Origin of the sequence: Photobacterium alginatilyticum (assembly GCF_009910675.1) — a bacterium.
Taxonomy (GTDB): Bacteria; Pseudomonadota; Gammaproteobacteria; order Enterobacterales; family Vibrionaceae; genus Photobacterium; species Photobacterium alginatilyticum.
Genome location: NZ_RSEJ01000021.1, coordinates 1 through 23,674, shown reverse-complemented (window position 1 = coordinate 23,674; position 23,674 = coordinate 1). Strand labels below are relative to the sequence as shown.

Sequence of the window (23,674 nt, the reverse complement as noted above, 5' to 3'; positions counted from 1 at the left end):
CCTACCCTGTTACGGCGCATCCTAGATGCGCCGTAATTTTAACGGAGTAACCAATGTCTTCCCCTCGTTATCTAGTCGGTATCGATTTAGGTACAACCCACACTGTTGTCGCTTATACCCCTATCACCGACGAACTCGAAACAAGTCCAATCAGCATCTTCGAAATTGACCAGCTTATTGCGCCGGGTGAAGTTGCCCGCAAACCTCTGCTGCCATCATTTCGCTATCACCCGGCTGAAGGTGAAATAAGTCCATCAGAGCTGGTATTGCCATGGGATATCCAACCGGTTAAAGGCGATATCAGCAACGCCATTATCGGAGAGTTTGCCCGCGAACTTGGTGCCAAAGTGGAAGGCCGTCAGGTGGTCAGTGCCAAGAGTTGGCTTTCGCACACCGGTGTCGATCGCAGCGAGGCCATTCTTCCATGGTCTTCAAATAGTAGTGTCGAAAAAGTCTCACCAGTCGTGGCCAGTGCCAGCTACCTGAACCATGTTCGACAGGCGTGGGACTATCACCACCAAGATGCCAAGCTTGCAGATCAGGAAGTTGTAGTAACGGTTCCAGCCTCTTTCGATGAAGGTGCACGCGCTTTAACACTAGAGGCCGCTGCAATGGCTGGTCTACCGAAAATTTTGCTATTGGAAGAGCCTCAGGCCGTCTGTTATGACTGGTACGCAAAAAACAAAGACACTGCCGAAGCTCAGCTTAAAGATATTCCGCTACTGATGGTGTGTGATGTTGGCGGTGGTACCACTGATCTCAGCCTTATCAAGGTCAGCACAGAAAATGAAAAGCTGACCCTTGACCGTATCGGCGTTGGTGACCACCTTATGCTTGGCGGTGACAACCTGGATTTAGCTCTTGCCCACAAAGCCGAACAGCGCCTTCACGGTGGTGCTAAGAAGCTCAGCGCAGCCGGCTTATCAAAACTTATCCAACAAACCCGTAAGGTCAAAGAACAGTTGCTTTCAGGCAATGCACCTGAATCGGCCAAAGTCACCTTGCTGGGTAGCGGCTCTCGCCTGATCGGTGGCTCGAAAAGTATCGAGCTAACCCGAGAGGAAGTTCACAGCATAGCACTCGACGGTTTCTTCCCACAAACGGAATACAGTGATCAGCCAAGTCATCGCCAGGCAGCTGTGGTCGAGTTCGGCCTGCCTTATGCGGCCGATCCGGCAATCAGCAAACACCTGGCTCAATTTATTGACCTGCATGACTCAGTCTGCCGTGAAGCTCTTGAAAACAATGGTGCAGATCTCGCGGCAAGCCTGCCAGCAATTCCTTCCGCTGTATTGCTTAATGGTGGAGTGTTCAACAGCCCGTTATTGTCTGAGCGTGTACTCTCGACCTTCTCCCACTGGAGAGGTGACAGCGTCACTGAGCTTCAAAACCCTCATCCTGACCTTGCGGTTGCCTATGGAGCTGTTGCGTACGCTAAAGCACGACACGGCGCGCAACTAAAGATCGGTGGTGGTTCTGCACGATCTTTCTTCCTGATGCTTGAAGACAAGAAAAAAAGCAAACAAGGGATCTGCATCCTGCCCAAAGGGATCGATGAAGGCACAGAGGTACGCTTAACCGATCGCAAGTTTGCCCTGACGCTTGGGGAACCGGTTCGCTTTAACCTTGTTTCATCAACCGATGACAGCCACACTGAAGCCGGTGAACTGTTTGCTATCGACTCTGACAGCTTCGTTACCCTCCCCCCATTCATTGCAACGCTGGACAGCGATCGTGATCGTGCCGAGCTGGCGGCAAACCAAAAGGATCGTGAAGAAGTCACGCTGGCATGTCAGCTGACCGAAGTAGGCACCCTGCAGATCGAATGTGTCAGCGTGAACGATGACAGCAAACGCTGGAAAGTAGAGTTTGCTATCCGCAAGGATTTAGCCAAGCTTAACCGTGGTAGCGATGACGCCACCATGGCGGAGTCTATTCTGCCAGCTCGTATGGATGATGCTATCAGCGCGATTAAGCATGTTTACGGTGGCAGCACCAAAAATGCCGATAATAAGCCTATCAAAACCCTTCGTAGCAATCTTGAAAAAATGCTGGGTAAACGCGACAACTGGGAAACGCCTTGTCTGCGCGAACTGGCTAATGCCCTGCTTGAAAGTAAGAAACGCCGTCGTCGTTCAGATATTCATGAACGAAACTGGCTCAAGCTGACGGGTTTTGCGATGCGACCAGGCTTTGGCTACCCATCCGATGACTGGCGAATGGAACAAGTTTGGGCTCTCTACCAGCACGGGCTCCAGTTTGACAGCAAAACGCAGACGTGGAGCGACTGGTGGACATTCTGGCGTCGTATAGCCGGTGGCCTTAGCCAAGAGCAGCAACTGGTGATTTTTAAGGATATCGCCAAATACATAAATCCTGGCGCAACACGCAACAGCAAGCTGAACAAAGAGCTTCAAGAGCGTAGCTATGAAGATATGGTCCGCCTTGCAGCCACACTTGAGCATCTACCTTTTGAGAAGAAGCTGCAGCTTATCGAGTGGATCTTTGGACGTCTGCAAAAGGCCCAATACTCTCAGGCGCACTGGTGGGCCATCGGGCGTATCGCAAGCCGCAGTCCGTTTTATGGCAGTGCGCATAACCTGCTGACGCCACAGCATGTCGCCTACTGTTTGCCCGAGCTTATGGATTACGACTGGCGCAAAGATCCAAACATCGCTTTTGCCGCTGTTATGATGTGCAGAATGACAGGTGACCGCGCTCTGGATATTGACGATAAGAACCGTGCCGATGTCATCGCCAAACTAAAGGCAAGCAAGGCTCCGGATAGCTGGATTCAGATGGTCTCGGAAGTAAAAGTACTTACAGAGGCTGAAACCAAGCGAGTATTCGGGGATGCATTACCGACAGGGCTTCGGCTAATCGATTAAGGTTCTGTTAGGGTTTAGGCTGGTAATCTCATTTTTATAAAGTATTTCATATTCTCTGCCACGGTATTCATGCAGAGAACGCAATATACCTAGTGAGTATTACAATGAACCGTACCCAATATAAGATAATTGCTCAGCGGATTTTTAAATCAGAAAATCAGCGCATCGCTGTTGAGGCGGTGATCTTTGACGGCTTGTCCAGCTATGAAGCTGAGAAGCGCTTCGATGTTCCAAAGGGAACACTTTCTCGCAACGTCAGAAAGTATAAAAACGAAGTCGATTACCTTAAGAACATTGTTGCTGCGTAATCATTTCTACATACCGTAATCAAAAACGGAGAGCGTTGCTCTCCGTTTTTATACCCGTCTATTTCGTCCGACTCAGGCTACTGAACAACATGCTGAAAGCACTGTCATCTGTCGATCTCTGTTTGCTACACAGGTGAAATAATCCTGCACTTACCAGCAACAGAGCTAAGTGGGTCAATATACCTAAACTCAGATAGGCATCTAACGGATTCTCATCGGTCAGGATAGTCAGAGGCAGTGAGTAAATATCACTCAAAAAATCACCAATTTCACTCGTACCGAATACTAAATAGGACATGACTTTTATCGCTATTACCGCCACCACAACCGCAACCATTGGGTAAGATATCAGCTGAGACACAACCAACAACACGCAAGCTATCGGCAATAAAGACAAGCTCATCAATGTTACCCTGCCGATAAAACCAAACCAGTGCCAAAGCATGTCAGGAACAGTTATCGCAAAAGACACCATCGTAGCCATAGGCATCCATAGCTTCGCCAGTAACCAAACAAGTACATCAGAAAAAAGCAGCAGCATGGATGTAATGAGTGGAATAATCACAAGCGCAAACAGTAATTTTGCGGCAATGGCCAGATGATCAGAAACGGGGACGGCACGCCAGAACATTAAGCTGCCTTCATTACGCTCTTTACGTAAAGTTTTGGGAACATAAACCAGGAAAAGCAATATATAAACACAACCGGCAACAACCTCATTGAGTTTGCCGACATAACTGGCAAAACCGAGCGAGTCAGTCCCTAGCACCCACTCCCCGGCTCCCGAAGATTGAATATAGAAACTAACGTTGTCACCGCTCATTAGCAATGCAAAATTCAATATGGCAAACAATGCGATAAAAAGCGGTAACTTTACGACGATACGATATTCTATCAACTCTTTTTCGAGCAGATGTAGTAGAGCTCTCACAGTCTGACCTCCTGCTGAGTAGCAATAAATATATCTGCCAGGCTTGCAGACGATACTTCACCCAGAGACTCAAGCTCTGATCGTTCGGTAGCTTCGAATATCAATTCATGCTTATTGCTTCCCGGCCTGTGATAAAGTGGAGCCAATGATAAAGCTGCATCCAATGTTTCTGGGATAACAGTCAGCTTTGCAAAACGAGACTCAAGCTCATCGACCTTTGCCTGAAGAACCGTTTTTCCTTTTCGCAGTACCAAAACATCAGTAAGCAAATGTTCTATTTCCGCAACTTCATGGCTCGCAATAATCAATGCCCGTTCACCATCCCTGAACCACGACATTAAACTGCGATAGAATACTTCTCTGTACATCAAGTCCAAGCCGAGCGTTGGCTCATCAAGAATTAGAACTCTGACATTTGTTGCCATCACGATTGCCAGGTGCAACTGGACTTTCATTCCCTTGGATAAGCTTGCGATTTTAGCCGAAAAGTGAATATCGGTGTCATTCAAATACTGTTCAGCAATGTGTCGCTCAAATGAAGGATGAACACCCGCCATATATTTCAAGATCTGCTTTACCGTCATCCAATCAGGCAATACCGCCACGTCAGAAATATAGGCCAGATCATTAACCACTTTTACCCGATCCTTTTGCGGATGGAGACCGAATACGGATAACTTTCCGTCAAATGCCTGTGTCCCTAGCAGCGATTTGATTAACGTCGATTTTCCAGCGCCATTATGCCCCAATAAACCAAATATCTGGCCAGTATGGAGCTCAAAGCTAACATTATGTAGCGCCTGATGCTGCTGATATGACTTATATAGCCGTTCAGCTTTGATCAATATTCCCACGAGATCTACCTATTGCAGATTGATTGTATTCAGTTTGAAAATGATACCAAACGAAAAGTAGAAAGAATAAGCGCCAACTGAATATACCCAAACTATCTCAAAATACAGGCTGCAGTGAGAATGACTTGGATATAGTGCTTCACTCGGTAACGAGCTAAAGAAATGGAATACAGGCAAGCAATAGCCAAGGCGAACCGACTTGGCATATTCAAAGCAAGGCACATAAATTCGACACTGAATAACTGCTTAACAATGCTTTCTCATTCGAGCTGAAAATTCAGAAAACAATACTAAAGGCTTATTGATCACCTCTGTTTAAGGCAATGGTATTCATGATAAATATCGCATTATTCAAACGAAAGAAAGTTTATGCTCCCCAACCAGGTAGAGATTCTTAATGCATGGCATCACTATGTTAATAAGCAATTATATTTTTAAGACAAAAGAATCCTATCACTCAGTAGCACATATGATGCGCTGCCTGAATGTCATACCTATCCATCACTCGAATATCGAGCGGTTATGTGTTTAGTTTGATAATGATATAATGCTATTTATGCATTACTCTTCTTTTTCGACCAAATCTTCTGGATGAACGCCATCTTTTTCCATCAATGCCAGAATCTCAGTCATACGAACTTGGCGCGCTTCGTCTTTAAACTCATGCAATACTGCAATTAGATCATTAATTTTTTGAAGTGGAATACGTTTAATAACGGCTTTCTGGCGTCCTGGCACTTCATCAGCAAAATCAATTAACATCTGACGATAATCAACACGCTCTTCTTTAATCGTACCCGTTGTTGAATCAACGTTCTTTAACATTGCGGTCAGTGCTTTTTCAGCAGCTGCAAAACTATCCATGAAACATACCTCTTAAATCATATACCAGCATGTTATTACTCAGGCTTCTGTATGGAAAACCAATACAAGATTTATTTAGCCTATATGCAATAGCCGGGCAATTGATACTTTCAGCTCAAAAAAGAAAACAACCTCAAAGGAATCGTAGAGGTCGGCAACTGTCTGTCAATTAACATCAGTAACGATTGCGATATCTATTCACACTCTAATTATAATGGAAATTGACGGCACATGTGGCCCGCAAGACAGTTTAACAGGCAAATAATACCTCTAGAAAGCGATCTTGTGAACTCAATTTTAAACAAAAACATCAATTCCGCGAGCGAAATGCCCTATCGCGAAGTCGTTACTCAGAGTGACATTGATATTTTGGTTCAATAGCAGCCATTTAGCAACAGCTACTATTAATAAAAGTAACAATTCCCTTTCGTCAACAGTGAGCCAAATGGTCAATAACGCAATATAATTTTCAGATAATCCCCCCTCATTTGGCTCAGGTGACACTTTGTATTTAGCACTGTTTCATAGAATTCATACAGGCATGTTAGCTTTTTATCACCCTCTGCCTCACCTTCTATTCCTTTACCTCGCTATAGGGGAAGCTATGTGTTTACCCAGCTAGCGGACCATATAGTGGCAATCACCTATATACAGTGGAAGCAGGTAATAAATAGAGGGAAGATGGCGAACTTGTAACCACAGCACCCCTTTTCTTATTTCTGTTATACCGATCAATATTTTGATTTTGCTTTAAACGGACTTTGTTGTTAACCTTATCGCCGTTAGTAAGATTCTGAATATAATGGCCTTTTGGCGGACATTAGCGCAGTTTGGTAGCGCACTACTCTGGGGGAGTAGGGGTCGCTGGTTCGAATCCAGTATGTCCGACCAAAGGGTCATTTTTTATTTCCTGTAAATAACCCTTCTCTCGAACCACCTCGCTGAAAACTACCCCCTCTTTTTCACGAACACCAAACTGGGGTGATTTTCAAATGAAAGTTATGTGCTAACGGTCAAAAACTTGCGATGAATCCAATTTTCAATTTCATATGATATGCAATTGATCTGTATCAAAGTACTATAGCCAGGTAAGACGTTGAGGAGACAATAATGAAAATCAATCCAACTTGTAGTAAGTGCGGACAGTCTGATGAGTTCCTTATCACTGAAGATGATGTCTATATCTGTATTTGTGGTCACAAGTGTACAAAGATTGATGAGATAAAGAGTGTTCAAGTTCTTCAGCCAGCCGAAGAACATTACCAACACCTGCAAAAGCCTGCTTACATGCACTGATATTTACACCTATATAAAGCTAACAACACACCCTTTCTAATTTTCTCGCTTTATTACCCCTCTTTAGTTCAGCTCCCAGCCCGGGAGCTGCTCATTCTTCCCTTTCAAAACTTCATTAGAATAGTTATTAACTCGCTATTCAATTGCTCAAAGCTCCTAATTGGAGATTTGCCCATGTGTTTTTCGTACAAGATTCAAACAGTTGTTAATTTTTCTTAAAATTCAGCGACGTCAAATCAGTTAAATTTTCTACAAATTAAGTTAAATTTAGGTTAAATCGCTCTTTTGATGATATTGAACGGTGTACATAATTACAAATAATTATAATCGCCACGCAAATCTAACCACATGAATTTAATGGATAATTTTTACAGACTGGTATTCTGTAAGCTTACTGACCACAAATCTCATTTGAAAAGCGTGAGCAAGATCACACTGCATTCAAAGAATTTCGTGCTAACTTGCAGCGCCTTCTTTGGGCAATACATCCGATTCTATGTTTCACAATTGTGAATGCAACAAGTTACTGATACTGATGCATTTGTGAGCAACAAAAAATATAAATCCAGAATCGTATTCAAGAACTGTCACATATATGGACGTTCCGGTTCGCTCAGCCAGCTTTACTTGGCTGAGCCTGATATACAGGAAAATTTTATGAGTGTAACTAACGAAACTTGGTTAACATCGCTAAACGATGGCCTACTGGCTGTAATCGGCGAAGTTAATGGTGTTTTATGGGGCTGGCTACTTATTTACCTACTGGTTGCAGTAGGCGTGTACTTCACTTTACGGCTAGGCTTCATTCAAATCCGCCAGTTCAAGCACGCTGTTGCTGTCCTTAAAAGCGGCAAAGATGTTGATAACGGCATCAGCTCGTACCAAGTATTTTGTACTTCAATGGCAGCCCGTGTCGGTACGGGTAACATGGCCGGTGTCGCTGTGGCCCTAACGGTAGGTGGCCCAGGCGCTATCTTCTGGATGTGGGTTATTGCCTTGTTCGGTATGTCGACTGCATTTATCGAATCAACACTGGCTCAGATTTACAAAACCAAAGACGTTGACGGTCAATACCGTGGCGGCCCGGCTTACTACATGGAAAAAGGCCTGGGTATGCGCTGGATGGGTTCGCTTTTCTCGGTGTGCCTGATCATTGCATTTGGTCTAGTGTTCAACGCTGTACAAGCCAATACGATTACAGATGCCCTAAACCACTCTTTCGGTTTTGACGAAACTGTAATGGGCGTGATCATTGTCGCGGCCTCTGCATTCTTCATCATGGGTGGCCTACGTAAAGTAGCCGCTGCATCAGCTCGTATTGTGCCGGTAATGGCAATTGGTTATCTTGCAATCGCTCTGATTATTGTTGTGATGAACATTACTGAACTTCCTGCAGTAGTCGCTCTGATTGTTAAGAGTGCATTTGGCTGGCAGGAAGCTGCGGCAGGTGGTGTGGCATACACTATCGCACAAGCGATGCAGAGTGGTATTGCACGTGGTTTGTTCTCAAACGAAGCCGGTATGGGTTCTGCTGCTAACGTAGCAGCAAGTGCAACACCAAACCCTAACCACCCTGCGTCTCAGGGCTTTGTGCAAATGCTTGGCGTATTTGCAGATACACTAGTGATCTGTACAGCTTCTGCAGCGATGATCATGCTGTCAGGTGTAATGGATCAGCCAGATGCCGCATCAGGTATCGGTCTACTACAACAAGCGCTAACCAATGAGCTTGGTGGCTGGACGACTTACTTTATGGCAGCAGCTATTCTGCTATTCTGCTTCTCGTCTATCATTGCGAACTACACCTATGCAGAAACAAACATCATGTTCCTTAACGGTAATACCAAAAAAGGCTTGTTTGTATTCCGTCTGATTGTTCTTGCTATGGTAATGTTCGGCTCTGTCGCTTCCCTGCCGGTAGTATGGAACCTTGCAGATGCCTCTATGGGCATGATGGCTCTTGTCAATATCATTGCTCTGGTACTACTGTCTAAGCTAGCAATCAAAGTGATTAAAGACTACGAGCAGCAGCTTAAAACCGGTAAGACACCTGAATTTGACCGTTCTAAGTTCCCTGAGCTAGACGAGCTGGATGGTGCATGGCACCCAGAAGGTACCGAGCCTGTTGCGGCTTCAGCGACTAAGTAAACCAGCACAATAAATAATACAGTGAGATAATTTTTCTCCTGCTTGAAATAACAAAAAGCCAGCAAATGCTGGCTTTTTCTTTTATTGTTCGACGGAGTTACTGAGGATTACTCAAACTCTACCGTAACGGTTAATTGCTTCTCTACCGGCAACGCAGCGCTTTCTATCACTACCCCGCCTTTTAGCTGTTTCCACCCAGTCATCGGCTTGCCGTTGAGTTTCACTGCCTTCACCTGGCCTTCCAGACCAAACCATTCGACATGTACCGGGCGTGCCGCCGGTGCATTTGCATACTCACCTTCAGATGAAATCAGCAACTGAACACCATTGGTCATCGCTTTTGTTTTCAGAGTTGTTTTACGTAACTCTCCCTTAAGGTATGCATTGGTGGCACCATCATCTTCATAAAGCGTAAATTCACCATTGCTGCCGTAAATTCTTGCTCCAAGAACGACCGGCACATCACTGGTTAATGGCATTTCTTGCTGTGCATTGACCGGAATAATAGCACCTTGGCGAGCGAATAGTGGCAAGCTCAGCACGTCATTATCGATAACAGGAAGCTGTTTGTACCACTCCCCTTTACTGACAACTTGTTTACCAGTGCGGTAGTCAAACCAGGTTCCACTCGGTAAGTAGACATCTGTCGCTGTTTGACCTCTTTTCGCAATAGCAGCCCCCAGCAAGTCTTTACCCATCATCTTCTGGGCCGGAAGATTCTTGGCCATAGGATCGCCGCCGAAGTAGTAATCCATTGACGGATAAACCGGCTCTGCGGCAATATTGGCACGGTGAGCTAATGAGTAGAGGTACGGAATTAACTGGTAGCGCAGCTTAATGCTGGCCTTGTTACTTGCAAGATCACCAACACGATCCGGCGCCGTTTCTTTACAGTTACATAGGTTTTCGGTGTGCGGGCGAACAGGCACCTCAAACAAAGAACTATAGGCGAACCACTGTGTATAGGTTTCATCCAGAGCCGCTTCCTGCTCTTCAGGCAAAACACTGAGCGCACGGCGGTGGAAACCACCAATATCTGAACTGTAGTAGTCGATTCCAGACAGCACCATATTTGGCTGCATGCTGAACTGAGTGGCCAGGCTCTCGAGGTTGGTACCAATATCCGCCGACCACATAGTCGCCCCAAAGCGCTGAATACCAGGCGCCCCTGAGCGCGACATCATAAACGGACGAACGTCAGTCTCATTGCGCTGATAGCCGTTGTAGATACTTTCCAGCCACTTGTAATTATAAATATTGTGGACATCATTCTGTTTTTTCCCACCAGCATATACGCTTAGCGGGTTATACATTTCAGGCTCACCCAAGTCAGTCCAGTGACCAATCACGCCCATCTCGATGAGTGGTTTACGTTTCCAGTCGTGCCAATGGTCACCCGCTTCTGGATTAGTCCAGTCGATCATGCCACCTTTGCCCCACCAATAACCGTAGCCATTGGGATCGGAGTCAATAGGCTTATCGGATTGTGGGCCCATCACTAAGTGGCCGTTTTCGGCTAGGTCTGCATGCTCTTCCAAACCATCGCTGACATAGGACTCTTCTATCAGCATCATGCCAACGCCCTGCTTTTTGAGGGCCTTAATTTTCTGCTCAGGTGCCGGGAAGTGTTCGAGATCCCAGGTCAGCGTTCCCATCGGACTGGTTGCGCTAAATGCTTCGACGTTACCGAACCACTGCAGATCCATGACCACACCGTCGATAGGAAAGTCCTGCTGCTTTAGCGTACTTAATTTATCATCAAGCTCCTGCCAGTTATCAAAACCATATTCCGACAGCCACATCCCAAACAGCTTACGCGGCGGTACAAGCGGGTTCCCCACCAACGCCATATATTGCTGTCTGAGATCAGGCAAATCATCACCAGCCATGAACAAAAAGCTCGGCTCACCTTCAAGCTGTGATACTTTCCAAGGTGCTTTGGTGAAATCCCAGCTCGCTGAGTACACCGTATCCAGGTACAACGCGTAATTCTGCTGCTTGGAGTTCAATGCATACAACACAGGAAACTGGGTGTTACCAGTACCACCGCCCTGGTAGCCTTCCATCTTATTGCCGCCCTGGCGCTTAAACCCAAGCCAGTTAGCATTAAGCTCACCAGGATCATGAAATTCCTGTCCCAGCCCGTTTAGCTGATAATCACCTTCTGAATTGAGGGTAAAGCTATTGCTCTTCTCAGGACAAATCTCGCTAAGCAGGCCTTTTGCTTTCGATGTAACCGTCATGCAGAGGGTTTGCGGATCAACACCTACCTTCAAATTGGCCGTTTCAAAACCACCTTGGATACGGTTTAGTGCCGACGGTCCGCTAAATTCATCAAGCTTAATTAACTCGGTGGAAGGTAGCGCCTGATCTTTAGACTGCGCTTTAAAGGCGATATGAAGAACATCATCATCAAGCACATCGATAGCTAAATCACGTACCGGTTGGCGGGCCTTATCGAGAATTCTCGTTTGATGCTGTGCGACAACATCATCACCGAGTTTCTCAGTGAGCGATAAAAGAAAGGCTTGCTGACTATAATATGTCTTACCAATCATCGGCTTCAGAGCTTTGCGCAGGTTCACCTCAGGAATTGCTTTGCGCATTCTGAATATCTGGGCGGCTTCCAATCGGTAGCTTTCGCTGTTCTGATAGCGAATATGTTCGACCTCTGCAAAGGCCGAGCAACTTATTGCCAGTAAGCTAGGCACAGCAATCCCCAACATCAAATGCTGTAATGGTTTCTTTCCCGTCATGGTTCTTCCTTTAAATGGTACCGGACAGCTAGTCACGCATTATTAATATTTTCAGTAATAATGCTGATCTCTTTGCTAATGGTATTTTCAATATAATTAACGGGAATATACGTCGAGGGAAAACTGCTGAAAAGTGATTGTTATCAATAATTTATTTGTACTGGCTACGTCACTAAATGTGCAATCAAAAGTAAACCGCAGTCACAGAATGTGATGATGGTTATGGTTTAGTATAAAGCCACCCTTGGCATACTTCTTTTTGGCTCCATTTCCATCGCAAGCAAAATCCTCGCACAGAACTAACGAGCAATAACCACTCAGCAAGGCGGTTAAATTCCCGACAGTTAAATCAGCAGAGTTTTATTAAGTTTGCTGCCCGTTGATGGCTTTTCTTCCGACAACCTATTAATTATCAGTTAGCTACGCAAACGTTGTCATAACCTTCGCCTTATTCATAATGCAACTGTATGTATTTCGTCATTGCTCATACTAATAATCTTGGCTATATTGCGCCCGCCTCGCCATTTGCGGGGCATTTTTTTATCTGAGTTTTACTTTTTAGGTAGTTATATGACCTTTTCTAAGCCTCTCGTCGCATTATCTGTCACGCTGGCACTGACCGGCTGTGCACAAACCACGAACCAATCAGAATCTAACCAACCGGACAATGCCTTCACGCTGACCGTTGCCCATATCAACGACACGCATTCAAATTTCGATCCGGTTAAATCCAGCTTCAAAGCCGACGAAACACTGGTTTATAACGAGTTTGGTGGCTTCCCTCGCCTGCAGACGATGGCTGAAGAATACAAACAGGCTGCCAAACAACAAGACAACAGTTTTCTATTCCTGCACGGCGGCGATGCATGGCAAGGTAGTGCCTATTTCAAGCTCAACGAAGGGGCTATGAATGCCGAGCTTCTAAGCAAAATGGGCCTGGATGCTATGGCACTGGGCAACCACGAGTTCGACCTGAACAATGCCAAGCTCAACCAGTTCATCAGTGATATCAACTTCCCGGTTGTTGCCGCTAATATCGATACCAGCCACGATGCCGATCTAAAAGATCAAACAAACCTTAAACCTTTTGTTGTCTTCGCTTTCGACGGAAACAGCAAAGCAGTGATCAATGATCTGGATAATCTGCCTCGGGATAAAGACCTGGTTGCAGTATTCGGTATCGCCCTTGACGACATGCCTAACCTGGCACCGAATACCGGTAAGGTGATATTCCATGACATGGTTGAATCCTCTCAGGCCACTGTCGATATGCTTAAAGAAAAGGGAGTCAATAACATTGTTGCCCTCACCCACATTGGTAATGCCGTTGATCTGGAGATCGCATCGAAAGTAAACGGTATCGATCTAATTGTCGGCGGTCACTCGCACACACTCCTTGGCGATTTCACCAATCTCGGCCATGACCACAATGGTGTCTATGCGCAGATGGTACAAAACCCCAATGGCCAGAGCCAAACCTGTGTGGTTCAGGCCGGCCAATATGCGCAGGCAATTGGCCGACTTGCTGTTAGTTTCGATACCAATGGCGAAGTAACAGCCTGTAACGGTCTCAATACCCTACTGAGCAATGACGAATACTTCCACTCCCCGACCCGAGAAACGGAAAGCCAGTTCAATAAGGCTGATACAGCCAAAGTGGTTGATTTCATCGATGACGAAGACAATATCACCATCACCGAGGAAGAACCGGCGATGCGTGGTCTGATAGACAGCAAGTACAAGCCAGCCGTCGACCAGGCGTACGGAAACGTGATTGCTCAGGTTACTGAAGAAATTACCCACGAGCGCCGCCCGGGTGATCGTGGAACAGACAAACACGGCTCGGATGTTGCTGCAATTATTGCCGAAGGGCAGTACTACTGGGCGAATACCGCAGAAGTTCAGCAAGTCACCGGGATGAGAGTCGACTTTGCCCTCATCGGGGCTGGTGGTATCCGTACCAATATCGAAGCTGGTGAATACCGTGAAGGCAACGTCTCACTCGAAATGCTACCATTCTCAAACTTCATGTCAGTGCTGCCGGTGAAGGGGGCTGATATCAAAGCTCTCATCGAAGGCGCTATTTCCGCTACCTTGCCTGAAGGTTCACATGCCGGCAAGTTCCCGTACGGCGGCCATATTCGCTATCAATACTCAGAAACCATCGCTAACCAGGCTGGTAAGCTGGATTATGTTGAAGTAATGACGGGACCAGCTGAAAACCCAACCTGGACAGCACTTGATGACAACAAAACCTACAACGTTGCAATCAACAACTACAACGCAGCAGGTAATGACGGCTGGACACCGCTATTCAAGGCACAGAAAAACAGCTCAGGCCGCGTTGATCTTGCCTATGTCGACGGCAAGCTAACAGGCTTTACAGTGAAGAATATCGAGGACGTTGGTGGAAAATATAAAGTTCGCTACAAGACCCAGGGACCGGACTGCAAGGCAGATAACGTCCGTTGTAATACCGACGCCCAGTCAGTTATCGACTTCATTGCCAATGAGCGGCCGGCGCTTACACCGCTCGACTATCAAGTCGTGACTTTCAAGCGCATCAAGTAAGACGCTAACTTCCCAAGGGCTTTCTGTTCGAAAGCCCTTTTTATTTCAAGTCTTGCAATAACCATGATCTCTTTTCCAGCTCTCACTCATTTTTTCGAGTACACAAGGCGGTAGTGGACGGTGGGCCCTTGCTGGCTTAGTCGCGATAGTGCGGTATCCGGCAGCAATCAGGCGTAAATCAAACGCCCTGTCGATAGGCATCCCGGCACGACCTAAATCCCAGCGAAATACCCTTAACGACATATATTCATACGGCGCTAACTCTCCGCCATATGGATACTTTAAAACCTTGCCATAGGCATGTTTTGCCAGTTCGAAGTTAACTTCAATCATAAGCACCTCCAAACACACTGGTTATAATAACAGTAGTCCGTTACAGGGTAGCTTGCAAAAAAGATTAAGTAAAACCATACCTAAATCAAACCTAGGTCAAAAAAATACTACTATTGCATCAGGTTAATGCTATTTCACCCCTTACGTAATGGCAGCATATTGGCCGATTCCCTTTTTACCGTGAATTATTAGCATCTTGTCCTATGCTTAGGCTATGACAAATTAATGCTACTCAGCAGTGAAAGGACGCAATTTGTTCGTAGATACGTTAAGGCACTATGGCGATCTTCCCGCTATCGTCACAGACACAGGCTTAACACTGAGTTATGGCGAACTGGCCGACCAGGTTGATGCCTTCGCTGACAGCTTAGGTTCACACCGACAATTGCTCATCGTCGAAACGCTGAATGAGTTACACCCATTAATCGCCTATCTAGGCGCATTACGGGCACGCCACCCGGTCATATTGGTTGCCGCTGGCTCGACAGAAAAAGACACCAACATACTCGACACCTTCAATCCATTTGCCGTCTACCGACAAACTCCTATTGGTAGCTGGACACTTGAGAAAAACCCTAAGTACAAGCAAGCGCAGCTTCACCCTGATCTATGCGTCCTGTTATCGACATCCGGTACCACCGGCAGTGCCAAGCTGGTTCGACTTTCACAAGAAAACATAGAAGCGAATGCCCGTTCGATAGCCCAATACCTAGAGCTGGACACCAGACAGACAACCATTACCACACTGCCTTTTCATTACTCATTCGGTATGTCTGTTATTAACTCTCACCTTGCTGTTGGCGCTACTTTATTGTTAACAGAACGTTCTGTTTCCGAACCGGAATTCTGGGCGTTCTTCCATGAAGAACAAGCAACCAGCCTTTATGGCGTCCCCTATACATTCGAGTTACTGGAGAGAATCCGGTTCAGAGACAAACAATTTCCATCACTGCAATATATCGCCCAGGCGGGAGGACGGCTTTCAACAAATATCATCACTCAATATCTCGGCTGGGGCGAGCAGCAACGCAAACGCCTGATTGTGATGTATGGCCAGACTGAAGCTTCACCACGCATGGCCTATGTGCCGCCTCATGAGCTTAAGCAAAACCGGGACTGTATCGGCATAGCCATACCGGGCGGGCACTTTTCACTTATCGATGAGCAAGAAAAGGAAATTCACGGCCCCGAGCAAAGCGGAGAGTTGGTCTATCAAGGCCCCAATGTCATGATGGGTTATGCCACCAGCCCTTGCGATTTAACCAAAGGCAACGAGCTTGAGCTATTGCGAACAGGTGATCTGGCTTGCCGAAATGCTGCAGGTCTTTACCGTATTGTTGGTCGAATGAACCGATTCTGTAAGCTTTACGGCTTGCGTATCAGTCTTGACGAGGTTGAGCTCTTCCTGCAAAAGTCAGGCTTCTCTACCGTCGTTGTCGGCAATGACTCAGCACTGCTGATCGCGACGTTACAGAAGCATTCCAGCTCGGCAATCATCAATGTGCTGACCAACCGCTATCAACTTGGCACGAACGCTTTCATTGTCAAAGAGATGGACGAATATCCACTTCTCCCTTCAGGTAAAGTCGACAATCGCTCACTAACATCCCTTATTGAACCAGCCACAGGCAACAACAAGCATTATGACAATCTCTATCAGGCGTATAGTGACATCCTCGGTAACGATGACATCCGGGAAGGTGATAGCTTCCTAAGCCTGGGCGGTGACTCACTGTGCTACGTTGCGGTATCTGTCGCAATTGAAAGATATCTAGGGCACCTTCCCGACAACTGGGAAGCTATGACCGTCAGTGAGCTGGAAGATTTTCGTGAGATCGGCCAATCTCCACTCCAGACAACACCGATAGCAGAACAGCGCCAGCCCCGAGCCTGGCTGACGATCTGTTTCATCATCGGTATCCTGTTGTTCGGCGAGATCTTTCTGCATATCCGCACCTATATTAAAACCGGACGCAACGTCCTATCGTTATTAACAGATAACAGTGCCATTGTGGTCGACGACAAACTTCATACGCGTACCTACCGCCCGAACCTCGTCATCAAAGATACAAACACACAACAAGACCGCATGGTTATTAACTCATATGGTTTACGTAGCCCCGAAATCCCCCCGGAGCGCCTGCCTGACGAAATCCGTTATGCCGTTGTCGGTGCCTCAACGGTTGCTGGCATCTATGCCAAATCCAATGAACAGACTTTCTCTCAACTACTGGCAAGCGCAATTAAAGATAAATACCAGCATCGCCCGGTGAATATTATCAATGCCGGGATAGAAGGCAGTTCACTAAGCGAAACCCACCTGATTACTGAAAACATTGTCTACAAGCTATCGCCCTCGGCAATTATTATCTACCCGGGGTTTAACGATATAACGATGCTGTGCCCCAAAAAAGGGGCAAACAACAGTAACCAATTGGCTCAGTCACCGAACGTATTACAGCCGCTGGGCTACCCGACACTACCTAATTGGCTGATGAGCAAAGACATGATCCAGAAGAACACCATCTTTCTCAGAACGCCGAAGGCCACCAGCGTTAGCTCACTCGATCCGGAAACCATCAACCCCACTGATTATCGCAACAGAATAGAGTCCCTTGTTAAAAGCATCATCGCGCAAGGGATCAAGCCTGTTCTGGTTACGGTTGCCCGCTCCTATATCAACGTTGCCAAAGAGCAACAGGAAAGCCTGGCCGCGACCTCGTTGTATTATTATCACTGCCTGGACCTGAATGGCATTATCCGCGTCGGGGAGATCTATAACGATCAAATCCGATCCGTTGCCCGGCAATACAATACACCCTTTGTCGATCTCGCAGAATTGATGCCCGGAGGCAGTCAGTATTTTGTTGATGGCGGGCATTTTACCTACAAGGGTGAACAGTATGTGGCGAAGACACTGAATGACAAATTAGCAAGCCAGTTGGTGGAGCGTTAATATGGCAATTACCTCCCTGTCCTATTTCATTTTTGCGCTCTTTGCACTGATCGGCTGCGCGGCACTGCAGCGCCAGAACGAGCACAAAAAAAGCTTTCTGCTCATCATCAGCTGTTACTTCTACATGACGTTTGACTGGCGTTTTTCAGCTCTGCTATTGCTCCTTACCGGGATCAACTATCTAGCTGGGCATATGATTATGCACCACCAGCAAAAAATGATTAAGAAAGTCGCGCTGGCGGGTGCCATTAGCAGTAGCCTGCTGATTCTGTTCTACTTCAAGTACAGCAACTTTTTCATCGAATCCCTGTACGATTTTCTTCAGCTTTTCGGGCTATCCGGTCGAAGTCCGTTTGTCGACGTTATCTTGCCGATTGGCATCTCATTCATGACGTTCCAGGCTATAACCTATCCACTTGATCTCTATCAGCAGCGATTAGCAAAACCCAGTTCCCTCAAAGATTTCGCCCTGTTTATGGCGTTCTTCCCGCAGCTGCTCTCAGGCCCTATCGTCCGGGCCTCCTACTTTATGCCCCAGCTTGAATCGAGCCAAAAGCTGTGTGGCCAGGATATGATGGAAGGGTTAACCCTGATCATCCGTGGGCTTATCAAGAAAATAATGATTGCCGACATACTCGCACTGCACATCGTGGATCCGGCCTTTGGCAATCCATCAGGCTTTTCCTCACTCTTTCTTGTCATAGCACTGTTTGCCTACAGTTTTCAGGTCTATATGGATCTCAGCGGTTATACCGATATTGCCATCGGGGTAGCTAAAATGATGGGCTTCAAACTACCCATCAACTTCAATCGCCCCTACATGGCAACCAGTGTGGCCAATTTCTGGCAACGCTGGCACATCACCATGTCCTCGTTCTTTCGAGATTACTTGTACGAAGCCATCAAAAACTGGCGCTGGAGCAATATCTATTTCAACTTACTGATTGTGTTTGTCGCCATCGGGATCTGGCATGGCGCAGGTTGGAACTTCGTCATATATGGGCTGATCCACGGCAGCCTTGTCGGCATCGAACACTATCGCAGCCGCATGAGAGCACAACAAGGCCTGCCTCCCGTTGTATTTCGTGGTGTGTCGCTGGTTATTCGGATCCTACAAATTTTCACCATCATCACCCTGACCCGTCTGTTGTTCAGAGCCGATGATCTTGAAGCCAGCTGGCACTATCTTCAGACAATCGTCAGTGCCACAAGTACGGGCATGCCAATAGCTCCTGTTGCGGGCGTAGCCCTTCTGTTAGCAGCTTTACTTCACTTCACGCCAATTCGCTGGCGTGATCAGCTAATGAAATCTGCCGTCCGGATCCCGGAATACGGCTATGCCGCTGTCACCGTAGTGTTCATTTACCTGATGGCGGCTCTTGGCTCCGATCAGGCTGCCTTTATTTATTTCCAGTTTTAAATAGCAATTGCCAGCCAAAGCCATAAACGTTTACTTTTTGTCCAGCCGGGCACGTGAGTAAATGTTATGGCTTTAAACTCCCCTTTCACTCATTTACTATTCCCTTTCTTCCAATCCCCAAGGACATACACCCAATGCAACAAGTAAACATCGCTCCGAACCCACAAATCGCAGTTATCTTCAAAGGTTGGGCGGCAGACTGGGCAAAAGAAGGCCAGGAAAACAAGAAAGACATGGCGACGAAGTTTCACACTGTCTATAGCATTGCGGCTAAGGTGTTTGCCGAGGGCGGCGAAGTAGAACTAACCTTCCTTTCAGCACTATTTCAAGACTGCAAGCAGAAGCTAGAAATGGCCGAAGCCATGAACGAGAAAGTAAAGGCGAGCCTGAAAGACGATGATGAGCGTGCCCAGGCGATCATTGCCAAGGTAAACAGCGCCGCTCAAGATGCAGCCCATGTTGTTCGCTATCTTGGCCAGCTGCTGATGCCTTCTGCGTAAGCCAATGCCAGAAAACCCAAACCGCCTTAAGACGGTTTGGGTATATACCCACAACACACGTTAGCGCATTTTAAAGATCTCGGAATGAAAGTGCTCGGGTCCAATCCCTGCGACAGCTAACCCCGTACTCAATCTCTCACCAAATGCCGTGGGCCCACAAAAGCTAACATCAAACGTATTGCTATTCGTTCTGTCCAGGATAGCCTCTACACTAAGGAACTCTCCTTTATCAGCATCAAGCACTTCAAGCTCAATGAAATCTAAGCCTCTTAAAATTAAGAGAATCTCTTTTTCAAAGAACGCTTCCTTTCTCGAATTGACACAGTAGAAAAGATGAATTTTTTTATACTGACTATTTTCCTGATTAGCTTTTCGTGCCAGCCAATACAGTCTGGAAATAAACGGAACAATGCCTATACCGGCTCCAATCCAAACTTGCATTGCTTTCTCCGGTATCTGAAAACACCCATACCCCCCTTCAACCGTCACCTTTTGGCCCACAGTTAATTGATTGACCATTTGATGGGTATAATCGCCTAAGTCTTTAATACCAAACTCAATGAGTTGGGTTTCCTCATTGTAATTAAGAATTGAGAATGGATGCGGCGCTTCACCATCATGAAAGTTCAAATAAGCAAATTGACCTTCTTGATACTCAATGGATGAATCTAATTTAATTGCCAGCCGAATGACGCCAGGGCTTTCCGTATCATTATTAAATCGCTCAACTGACTCCACCTCTCCAGGTGATTTATTACTCGCGCCAATCTTTCCGGTTAACGATAAATAGCTACACCAAACACCAACAACGGCAACCCCGGCAATAGCGATATTCATCGCTATCGACTGGCTATTCCAGTCAAGCAGCAAAGCGGTATGAATAACGCCTGCGATGACCAGCAAGCCACCTATTTTATGGGTAAATTTAAACCGTTTATAACTAATAGCCTGAACCAGGCTGATAAGACTAAAGAGCAAGAAGACATAGAACGCGATTTCTCCTATTTCACTGGCGATATGGTGCCAGTTCACCCCGTCGATTTCAGGTCTGCCTCTTCCGGGCCTTGCCAGCAGTCCTGCTTGTACAAGCCACTTGGCACTTTGGACACAAAGCCAGTGCAACACTAAAGCTACCGTCGCACCTATACCCAACTTTTTATGCAACGCATAACCTTTATCTAACCCATTCAACCGACGTTCAACCCAATCAAACCTTGCCGCAATCAGTACGGCAAAGCTCATATAACCGAGCCCAATCATGCCCGACAGCATTGTTAACTGGTGGCGCCAAAAAAAGATGTCTCCCATTTCTTCATAGCCCATCAACAAGGCCGGAGACCAAAGCAGTACAAGTATCAGTGTAAATTTCAACATAGCGGTAGCTTCTAGTAGGAAGGTGGAAATCAATTATTGCCAGTATCTATGAAATACATAATACCCACTTCCTGCAGCTATATAAGCGACTTTACTTAGCTTCAAATTAGTTTACGTCAATTTACATAACCACCCTCAATGCATGGCTATATTTCTCTAAGACGAACGGCATTCTTCCTTGTAACCACTCGTAATCATTACTTCAGAAATGCATCAGTATGCAATTGCAAAATACATTTCTTTACATTGAAAACAGTCAGTTTTGACATTTCCCTGAAATTCGGCGCCTCAAAAAGTGATTAACTATCACCATTAACAGTTAGCACTATGCATTTTTCAACGTTACTCAGCGAGGTGGTTATGGCTCAAGTACTAATGGATCAAGCAAGCGGACTACGAGACGCGTTTTCGCGTCAGCAGTGTATTAGCCGGGTTAAGAGTTACCAGAACAGAATTCGCAAAGCGATCAGCAACAACAGAATCAGCGATGCTTCAATGCTATTGACTCAACTTGAAATTGCACAGCAACAACTTGAGGCGACGTATAAATAATATGAGTAGCCTTTATTCTTCATTGCATTGAATGGCCTAACCAAAAGGCCATTCAAGCGCTCGCGCATTTAGCTCGCCACAAACAACACTATCTATTTAGCATTAGTAAACAGTATAATGTGCGCCGATCCCGCCATATACATCTGTCATAGGAACAGCAATGCTAGAAGAACAGCAAAACAACCCGCTCCACGGCCTTAAACTAGAAACGTTACTGACCGAGCTTGTCGGTCATTACGGCTGGGAGATCCTCGACACAGCAATGCGTTTTAACTGTTTCCATACCAACCCGACCATTGCTGGCAGCCTGAAATTTCTTCGTAAAACAGAATGGGCACGTGAAAAATTAGAAGCGTTTTATTTATCCCGTTTCAAGCGAATGCCTAAGCCAACCGCAGAAGAGCGTGAACTACCACCTCGCAAGCGTACTTTTCCCGTCGGTATTGTGCCAAGAGAACCTATGGAGCTGACTGTCGAATCCATTTTACTTTCTCAGGCAAAGGCGGCATCTGCCTATAAAGCCAGATCGTCACGCAAGCACCCTCGACGCCGATAGATAGAAAAGACATTCTGAAGGTTCGGCCTTGAGTACCTGCTCGAACCTTCTTGCCTCGTGCTTACTCACTAGAGCGTTCGTTCTCACACACCGTACTTTTCAGCTTCACGTCATAACGAGTCAGCAGTTTATTATACTCTCCGCTTTGACACAGTTTGCCTAATGCCTGGTTGAAGCTATCACGTATCTTGGCTTCCTTAAAACTGGCCTGAAAGCTCGTTACGGACGGGAACACATAATGAAACGTCACATCATCCGCTGCGTACCCCAGCGCTTTGGTGAAGTAGGTAAATATACTCCTATCAATCACTGCGATACGGTTATTGCCCTGCCAGAAAATTCGGACCTGATCTGCCTGATCGGCAACCTCGATATAATTCTCCCGCTCCGGCGACTGGGGTGAATACAGTTGCTCGAAAGCATCGCCTAACTCCAAGTAGGCATTCTGCCAGGTCAACACTAGGTGCCCCTTCAAGTCAGCCACCTGTTCAATCTTTTTGCTACTGGCCTTTTTACTCACGGCAACATTGGCAAAAGTAATGAAATGATCCGAGTAGAATACCCCGCTATCATCCTCCAGAACACCAACACCAACGTCTGCAATCCCTTTCTGAACCGCAGTCTGGATCTCACCAAACGGCATCTGCATAAAACGAACATCATAGCCACCCAGTGCCAGCTTGATGATATCGACCTGCAAGCCGCTTATCGCCTGGTTAATGACATAGGGAGGCATATCGACTGAAATTGCCACGGAAAGTGGAGGCTTTGCGGCAAGTGATTGTGGACCAAACACTATCGAGATTGAAATCGCTAATAGCTTGATATAGTTACGAGCTTTCCTGAATGTAACTAATATTGAAGTAGTTATTCGTTGCACTGTAGCCAACATTACAGACTCCCGGCAGGATAAACTGAAAGTATTATGAAGTTTAACACCTGCTCGGGAAGTGGGAGGGTTGTGTGGCATTTCCTATATCAGATGTTATTGGTTGCTTTAACCTTTTCAACCTACCACTCCCTGACAAGTAACCGGCTCTTAACTCCCTTTACCTGTAAACCCATTGCTTCAAAAACATCCTCAAAATTTCGACATTGTGGAGGTAGGTTTGGTAGTGACATAACCGCTTCATCAAAAAAGCGGGTTTGCTCCTGCTCGCTCTGCCAGGCAGTTTGCCACCACTCCAAAATACGCGCTTTGGACTCATTCAATCGCTTATTTTTGGTTCTTCGCAGATTAGCGGGAACTGAAAACAAAAACGGTAGTAAGTGATATGGTTTAGTCGCCAAACAAAAACCTACACAAACTACCGTTTTCATGTCGAATAATACTTTCCTATCTTCCTTCTGGGAAGGCTTTCAGATTA

The 23,674-nt window shown here is 46.3% G+C and carries 17 protein-coding genes, 1 tRNA gene and 1 pseudogene; 11 read left to right on the top strand and 8 right to left on the bottom strand.

The window, feature by feature from the left end:
* The first annotated feature begins 53 nt into the window (after positions 1–53).
* Positions 54–2,888 (top strand): Hsp70 family protein, encoded by a 2,835-nt coding sequence (locus EIZ48_RS18650; RefSeq protein WP_160654598.1) that lies wholly within the window; start codon positions 54–56, stop codon positions 2,886–2,888.
* Positions 2,889–2,992: 104 nt separating this feature from the next.
* On the top strand, positions 2,993–3,196 hold the full coding sequence (locus EIZ48_RS18645; RefSeq protein ID WP_075762066.1) for a helix-turn-helix domain-containing protein: 204 nt from the start codon (positions 2,993–2,995) through the stop codon (positions 3,194–3,196).
* A gap of 58 nt (positions 3,197–3,254) precedes the next feature.
* Here EIZ48_RS18645 and EIZ48_RS18640 read toward each other — a convergent pair whose 3' ends face one another.
* The 3 genes from EIZ48_RS18640 to EIZ48_RS18630 form a co-directional block, all read right to left on the bottom strand.
* A complete protein-coding gene (locus tag EIZ48_RS18640) occupies positions 3,255–4,127 on the bottom strand; it encodes an ABC transporter (RefSeq protein WP_160654597.1) in 873 nt (290 codons plus the stop codon).
* Positions 4,124–4,981 carry an ATP-binding cassette domain-containing protein gene (locus EIZ48_RS18635; protein ID WP_160654593.1) on the bottom strand — a complete coding sequence of 286 codons (858 nt, stop codon included), beginning with the start codon at positions 4,979–4,981 and terminating at the stop codon, positions 4,124–4,126. Before EIZ48_RS18635 ends, EIZ48_RS18640 begins: the two co-directional genes overlap by 4 nt.
* A 561-nt stretch (positions 4,982–5,542) precedes the next feature.
* Positions 5,543–5,845, bottom strand: coding sequence for a hypothetical protein (locus EIZ48_RS18630; RefSeq protein WP_075762069.1), 303 nt, complete (start codon positions 5,843–5,845; stop codon positions 5,543–5,545).
* Between the two features lie 814 nt (positions 5,846–6,659).
* Here EIZ48_RS18630 and EIZ48_RS18625 point away from each other — a divergent pair.
* The 3 genes from EIZ48_RS18625 (at position 6,660) to EIZ48_RS18615 (ending at position 9,289) form a co-directional block, all read left to right on the top strand.
* Positions 6,660–6,736: transfer RNA gene (locus EIZ48_RS18625), tRNA-Pro, on the top strand.
* 219 nt (positions 6,737–6,955) lie between these two features.
* Positions 6,956–7,141: a hypothetical protein gene (locus EIZ48_RS18620; RefSeq protein ID WP_160654590.1), complete on the top strand. Its 186-nt coding sequence runs from the start codon at positions 6,956–6,958 to the stop codon at positions 7,139–7,141.
* Between the two features lie 657 nt (positions 7,142–7,798).
* Positions 7,799–9,289, top strand: a complete 1,491-nt coding sequence (locus EIZ48_RS18615; protein ID WP_160654587.1) for an alanine/glycine:cation symporter family protein — start codon at positions 7,799–7,801, stop codon at positions 9,287–9,289.
* A gap of 107 nt (positions 9,290–9,396) precedes the next feature.
* Here EIZ48_RS18615 and EIZ48_RS18610 read toward each other — a convergent pair whose 3' ends face one another.
* Positions 9,397–12,045, bottom strand: coding sequence for a TIM-barrel domain-containing protein (locus EIZ48_RS18610; RefSeq protein ID WP_160654584.1), 2,649 nt, complete (start codon positions 12,043–12,045; stop codon positions 9,397–9,399).
* Between the two features lie 570 nt (positions 12,046–12,615).
* Between EIZ48_RS18610 and EIZ48_RS18605 the strand changes: the two genes are divergently transcribed.
* A complete protein-coding gene (locus EIZ48_RS18605; protein WP_160654580.1) occupies positions 12,616–14,616 on the top strand; it encodes a bifunctional metallophosphatase/5'-nucleotidase in 2,001 nt (666 codons plus the stop codon).
* Positions 14,617–14,661: 45 nt separating this feature from the next.
* On the opposite strand, the gene EIZ48_RS18600 is transcribed toward EIZ48_RS18605, so the two are convergent.
* A complete protein-coding gene (locus EIZ48_RS18600; protein ID WP_075762073.1) occupies positions 14,662–14,949 on the bottom strand; it encodes a hypothetical protein in 288 nt (95 codons plus the stop codon).
* A gap of 253 nt (positions 14,950–15,202) precedes the next feature.
* On the opposite strand from EIZ48_RS18600, the gene EIZ48_RS18595 reads away from it, so the two are divergent.
* The 3 genes from EIZ48_RS18595 to EIZ48_RS18585 all read left to right on the top strand — a co-directional run bounded on the left by EIZ48_RS18595 (position 15,203) and on the right by EIZ48_RS18585 (position 19,825).
* The gene (locus EIZ48_RS18595) at positions 15,203–17,905 is read left to right on the top strand and encodes an AMP-binding protein (protein ID WP_160654577.1); all 2,703 of its coding nucleotides are present in this window, start codon (positions 15,203–15,205) and stop codon (positions 17,903–17,905) included.
* A gap of 1 nt (position 17,906) precedes the next feature.
* Entirely contained in the window at positions 17,907–19,325 is a 1,419-nt protein-coding gene (locus tag EIZ48_RS18590; RefSeq protein WP_160654574.1) for an MBOAT family O-acyltransferase, read from the top strand.
* A gap of 134 nt (positions 19,326–19,459) precedes the next feature.
* On the top strand, positions 19,460–19,825 hold the full coding sequence (locus tag EIZ48_RS18585; protein WP_160654571.1) for a hypothetical protein: 366 nt from the start codon (positions 19,460–19,462) through the stop codon (positions 19,823–19,825).
* Positions 19,826–19,885: 60 nt separating this feature from the next.
* Here the strand turns inward: EIZ48_RS18585 and EIZ48_RS18580 are convergent, their stop codons facing one another.
* Positions 19,886–21,199 carry a ferredoxin reductase family protein gene (locus tag EIZ48_RS18580; RefSeq protein ID WP_160654568.1) on the bottom strand — a complete coding sequence of 438 codons (1,314 nt, stop codon included), beginning with the start codon at positions 21,197–21,199 and terminating at the stop codon, positions 19,886–19,888.
* Between the two features lie 360 nt (positions 21,200–21,559).
* Here EIZ48_RS18580 and EIZ48_RS18575 point away from each other — a divergent pair, with 360 nt between their 5' ends.
* Together EIZ48_RS18575 and EIZ48_RS18570 are read left to right on the top strand one after the other, a co-directional pair.
* Entirely contained in the window at positions 21,560–21,751 is a 192-nt protein-coding gene (locus EIZ48_RS18575; protein WP_160654565.1) for a hypothetical protein, read from the top strand.
* A 160-nt stretch (positions 21,752–21,911) separates the two neighbouring features.
* Positions 21,912–22,307 (top strand): VF530 family DNA-binding protein, encoded by a 396-nt coding sequence (locus EIZ48_RS18570; protein ID WP_160654562.1) that lies wholly within the window; start codon positions 21,912–21,914, stop codon positions 22,305–22,307.
* 61 nt (positions 22,308–22,368) lie between these two features.
* On the opposite strand, the gene EIZ48_RS18565 is transcribed toward EIZ48_RS18570, so the two are convergent.
* Positions 22,369–23,199: a substrate-binding periplasmic protein gene (locus tag EIZ48_RS18565; protein ID WP_160654559.1), complete on the bottom strand. Its 831-nt coding sequence runs from the start codon at positions 23,197–23,199 to the stop codon at positions 22,369–22,371.
* A 119-nt stretch (positions 23,200–23,318) separates the two neighbouring features.
* Positions 23,319–23,525 (bottom strand): annotated as a pseudogene (locus EIZ48_RS18560) (SAM-dependent methyltransferase); the annotation flags it as partial.
* Positions 23,526–23,674: the final 149 nt, after the last annotated feature.

Excerpts from the sequence above, each read along its gene's own strand:
- EIZ48_RS18650 (WP_160654598.1), top strand. The coding sequence starts at position 54 with ATGTCTTCCCCTCGTTATCTAGTCGGTATCGATTTAGGTACAACCCAC.
- EIZ48_RS18645 (WP_075762066.1), top strand. The coding sequence starts at position 2,993 with ATGAACCGTACCCAATATAAGATAATTGCTCAGCGGATTTTTAAATCA.
- EIZ48_RS18630 (WP_075762069.1), bottom strand. The coding sequence starts at position 5,845 with ATGGATAGTTTTGCAGCTGCTGAAAAAGCACTGACCGCAATGTTAAAG.
- EIZ48_RS18620 (WP_160654590.1), top strand. The coding sequence starts at position 6,956 with ATGAAAATCAATCCAACTTGTAGTAAGTGCGGACAGTCTGATGAGTTC.
- EIZ48_RS18615 (WP_160654587.1), top strand. The coding sequence starts at position 7,799 with ATGAGTGTAACTAACGAAACTTGGTTAACATCGCTAAACGATGGCCTA.
- EIZ48_RS18610 (WP_160654584.1), bottom strand. The coding sequence starts at position 12,045 with ATGACGGGAAAGAAACCATTACAGCATTTGATGTTGGGGATTGCTGTG.
- EIZ48_RS18605 (WP_160654580.1), top strand. The coding sequence starts at position 12,616 with ATGACCTTTTCTAAGCCTCTCGTCGCATTATCTGTCACGCTGGCACTG.
- EIZ48_RS18600 (WP_075762073.1), bottom strand. The coding sequence starts at position 14,949 with ATGATTGAAGTTAACTTCGAACTGGCAAAACATGCCTATGGCAAGGTT.
- EIZ48_RS18590 (WP_160654574.1), top strand. The coding sequence starts at position 17,907 with ATGGCAATTACCTCCCTGTCCTATTTCATTTTTGCGCTCTTTGCACTG.
- EIZ48_RS18585 (WP_160654571.1), top strand. The coding sequence starts at position 19,460 with ATGCAACAAGTAAACATCGCTCCGAACCCACAAATCGCAGTTATCTTC.
- EIZ48_RS18580 (WP_160654568.1), bottom strand. The coding sequence starts at position 21,199 with ATGTTGAAATTTACACTGATACTTGTACTGCTTTGGTCTCCGGCCTTG.
- EIZ48_RS18575 (WP_160654565.1), top strand. The coding sequence starts at position 21,560 with ATGGCTCAAGTACTAATGGATCAAGCAAGCGGACTACGAGACGCGTTT.
- EIZ48_RS18570 (WP_160654562.1), top strand. The coding sequence starts at position 21,912 with ATGCTAGAAGAACAGCAAAACAACCCGCTCCACGGCCTTAAACTAGAA.
- EIZ48_RS18565 (WP_160654559.1), bottom strand. The coding sequence starts at position 23,199 with ATGTTGGCTACAGTGCAACGAATAACTACTTCAATATTAGTTACATTC.